The organism is Achromobacter spanius (genome assembly GCF_039673305.1).
Taxonomy (GTDB): domain Bacteria; phylum Pseudomonadota; class Gammaproteobacteria; order Burkholderiales; family Burkholderiaceae_B; genus Achromobacter; species Achromobacter spanius_F.
Genome location: NZ_JBDJLJ010000113.1, coordinates 1 through 3,339, shown reverse-complemented (window position 1 = coordinate 3,339; position 3,339 = coordinate 1). Strand labels below are relative to the sequence as shown.

General features: G+C 67.6%; 3 protein-coding genes and 1 pseudogene. 2 read left to right on the top strand and 2 right to left on the bottom strand.

The genetic code is table 11. The features are described from left to right. Nucleotides 1–79: 79 nt before the first annotated feature. A pseudogene (locus ABE485_RS31000) lies at nucleotides 80–1,033 on the bottom strand (LysR family transcriptional regulator). Between the two features lie 55 nt (nucleotides 1,034–1,088). Here ABE485_RS31000 and ABE485_RS30995 point away from each other — a divergent pair. Then, nucleotides 1,089–1,706: a LysE family translocator gene (locus ABE485_RS30995; protein ID WP_346519085.1), complete on the top strand. Its 618-nt coding sequence runs from the start codon at nucleotides 1,089–1,091 to the stop codon at nucleotides 1,704–1,706. 162 nt (nucleotides 1,707–1,868) lie between these two features. Here ABE485_RS30995 and ABE485_RS30990 read toward each other — a convergent pair whose 3' ends face one another. Beyond that, the gene (locus ABE485_RS30990) at nucleotides 1,869–2,855 is read right to left on the bottom strand and encodes a Bug family tripartite tricarboxylate transporter substrate binding protein (RefSeq protein ID WP_346519084.1); all 987 of its coding nucleotides are present in this window, start codon (nucleotides 2,853–2,855) and stop codon (nucleotides 1,869–1,871) included. A gap of 268 nt (nucleotides 2,856–3,123) precedes the next feature. Between ABE485_RS30990 and ABE485_RS30985 the strand changes: the two genes are divergently transcribed. After that, on the top strand, nucleotides 3,124–3,339 hold a 216-nt coding region (locus tag ABE485_RS30985; RefSeq protein WP_346519083.1), incomplete at its 3' end, for a dihydrodipicolinate synthase family protein.

The following is a 3,339-nucleotide window of genomic DNA, read 5'->3' as shown; positions in this document are numbered from 1 at the left end:
GCGCGCCAACCCGCTGGGCCTGACCCGCATGGTGGACGGCAAGCTGGTCGACGCCTGACCGCGACGCAGGGCGGCGTCGCTACGACGCCGCCCGCAGCCACGCCAGCAGGTCGGCCTGCGGGCTGCCCGGCTGCAAGGGCTGCGGCGACAGCAGGCACTAGCGGGAGCCGTCCGCGACGAAACCCAGCGGCGCGGCCAGCACGCCGCTGTGCAGGTCGTCGCGCACCAGATGCCACGGGCCGATCGCCACGCCCAGGCCGGCCACCGCCGCCTGCAGGCTGAAATAGAAATGCTCGAAGGTCTGCCCGGACGCCTCCGGCTCGGACCACCCCGGCATGGGCCGCCCCGGCACGGGCCGCCCCACCGCCCGCTCCCATTCCTTCCAGGCGCCCGGCCGCGTGCGGGTGTGCAGGCGCGGCGCGCCCGCCTTCAGTGCGGCGCCTCCCTTCTTCGTCGTGAACCAGGCCGCCTGCTTGTCCGGACGGCAGACCGGACCGACCTGTTCCGGGAACAAGGGTTCGACGTGGGCGCCGTCGGGCCAGGGAAAGTCGTCGCGGCGGATGGCCAGGTCGATGCCGCTGGCGAACGAAAACGGTCCGCCGCCGGCCACCAGATGCACGTCGATCTCCGGATGCCGGGCCTGGAAGTCCGGCCAGCGCGGGATCAGCCAGCGCATCAGCAGCGTCGGTTCGCACGACAGCACCCAGCGCCGCGCCTGCCCCGCGCTGGCGCGCAGTTCCGCCACCGCCTGGCGCATCAGGTCCAGCCCGTTGCCCACAGCCCGCGCCAGCGTGCGGCCGGCGCCGGTCAGGAACACGCGCCGACTGCGGCGCTCGAACAGCGCCACTCCCAAGTCGTCTACCAGCAGCCGCACGGCGCGGCTGACGGCGCCATGCGTCAGGTGCAGTTCGGCTGCGGCCCGGCTGAAATTCTCCAGGCGGGCCGCAGCCTCGAAGCAGCGCAGCGCCATCAGCGAGGGCAGCCGGGTGCTGATTATCGGTGAGCCAGGCTCACTGTTCCTGTCAGAAAACATCGTTAGTCGCCCGAATGCAATGCCGGTAGATTCATGGTTTTCGACAGGATACGCCATGACCGAATTGATAGCCGTGATCACCATAACCATCGTGGCCGTGATCAGTCCGGGGCCGGACTTCGCCATGGTCACGCGCAACAGCCTGATGCTGTCGCGCCGCGCCGGCGTGCTGACGGCCCTGGGCATCGGGCTGGGCGTGCTGGTCCACGTCGCCTACACCCTGGTCGGGGTGGGCCTGCTGATCCAACAGTCTCTCTGGCTGTTCAACGCCATCAAGCTGGCGGGCGCCGCCTATCTGGTCTATCTGGGCGTGAAGATGCTGCGGACCCGGCCCGGCGGCGCGGCGGGACCCGGCGCCGTGGCGCCGCTGTCGGACGCGGCGGCCCTGCGCACGGGGTTCCTGACCAATGCACTGAACCCCAAGACCACCGTCTTCATCGTCAGCCTGTTCATGCAGGTGGTGCGGCCGGGTACGCCCCTGGCGGTGCAGCTAGGCTATGGCGGTTTCATCTCGCTGGCGCACATGACTTGGTTCGCGCTGGTCGCCCTGTGCTTTTCGGCGGGCCCCGTGCGGCTGCGGCTACTGGCCGTGCGCCACTGGATCGACCGCGTCTTCGGCGGATTGCTGGTCGGCTTCGGCGTCCTGCTGGCGGCGACGAACGGATCGCGCTGAGGCGGCGGCCGGCAACGCCCCGCGCACCGTTGCGGCATCGACCTTTTTCCCGAGCCGCGGCCAAAGAAAATGCCCCCTCCGCGAACCGCAAACGCCTGTCGCGCGGGGGCATTCTTCATTTGAAGACCGGCAAGCCCCGCCGGCCTCGCGGCATAGGGACGATTACTGCGCCTTCAGTTTGCCGTCCGCGATGATCTTGGCCCATTTGGCCTGCTCGCCCGCCTGGAACGACGCGAACTCCGCCGGCGAATTGGGCGTGTAGGCCAGGCCCAGCCCCTGCATCTTGGCGCTGACGTCGGGCTTGGCCGCGATGGCGGCGATCGCCTTGTTCAGCTTGTCCACCACCGCCGGCGGGGTGTTGGCCGGCGCATAGATGGCCTGCCAGCTGCTCACGTCGAAACCGGCCACGCCGGCTTCCTGCATGGTCGGCACGTCGGGCAGCACCGCGGTGCGCTTGGCGGACGTGACCGCCAGCGCGCGCACCTTGCCGCTCTGCACGTAGGGCAGCGCGACCAGCGCGGTTTCGAACGAACTGGGAATCTGGCCGCCGATCAGGTCCTGGATGGCCGGCGCGCTGCCGCGATACGGCACGTGCGTCAGGTGGGCGCCCGTCAACTGCTTGAAGACTTCGCCCGACAAATGTTGCGACGTCCCCTGCCCGGCCGAGCCGAACGCGATGGTGTCGGGATTGGCCTTGGCGGCGGCCACCACTTCCTGCACGGTCTTGTACGGCTGGTTTGCGCCCACCAGCAGCACATTCGAAATGCTGCCCAGCAGGATGACCGGCGCAAAGTCCTTGGCGGCGTTGTAATTGATGCCCGGCAACAGCGACGGATTGATCGCGTGGGTGGCGATGGTGCCCAGCAGCAGGGTATAGCCGTCGGGCTTGGCCCGGGCCACGGCGTCGGCGCCGAGCACGCCGCCCGCGCCGCCCTTGTTCTCGACGACAACCGTCTGCTTCAGCGTCGTGCCCAGTTCCTGGGCGATCAGTCGCCCCAGGATGTCGGACGTGCCGCCGGCGGCGAACGGCACCACCAGCGTAATGGCCTTGGAACCCGGCCAGTCATCGGCGGCGTGGACGGGGCCGCCGGCCAGTGCGGCCAGGGCCAGGACAGCGGACATGCGGCGCAACAGGGGGAATGCCTTCAAGCTTGTCTCCTAGATAAGGGATGTCGTTATTCTTGTACGTTGTCGTACGACAATGAACCCGGAGAATAGCCTGATGGATTCGACGTTTCAATCTAGGGTAATTCCCGAATTCCAGGGCAAGACACAAAATGTTGTATGACAACGATTTGCTGGAAGAGGCGTTGTGATCCGGTCTTGTATGTTGTACGATGACATACATCATTGATTCAGCCCCGCCGACGGCGAGGCTCCCCTGCTTTTCATCACCCCCCTTATTTGGAAGACAGCCATGACGACTCCCCAGGAACTCAAAGCCATCGTCTCGGAAGGATTGCTCTCCTTCCCCGTGACCGACTTCGACCAGAACGGCGACTTCAACGCCAAGGGCTACGCGGCCCGCCTGGAATGGCTGGCCCCCTACGGCGCCACCGCCCTGTTCGCGGCCGGCGGCACGGGTGAGTTCTTCTCGCTTGCGCCCCAGGAATACTCCGACGTCATCCGCACC

Coding starts and splice junctions, on each gene's coding strand:
- ABE485_RS30995 (WP_346519085.1), top strand. CDS start 1,089: ATGACCGAATTGATAGCCGTGATCACCATAACCATCGTGGCCGTGATC.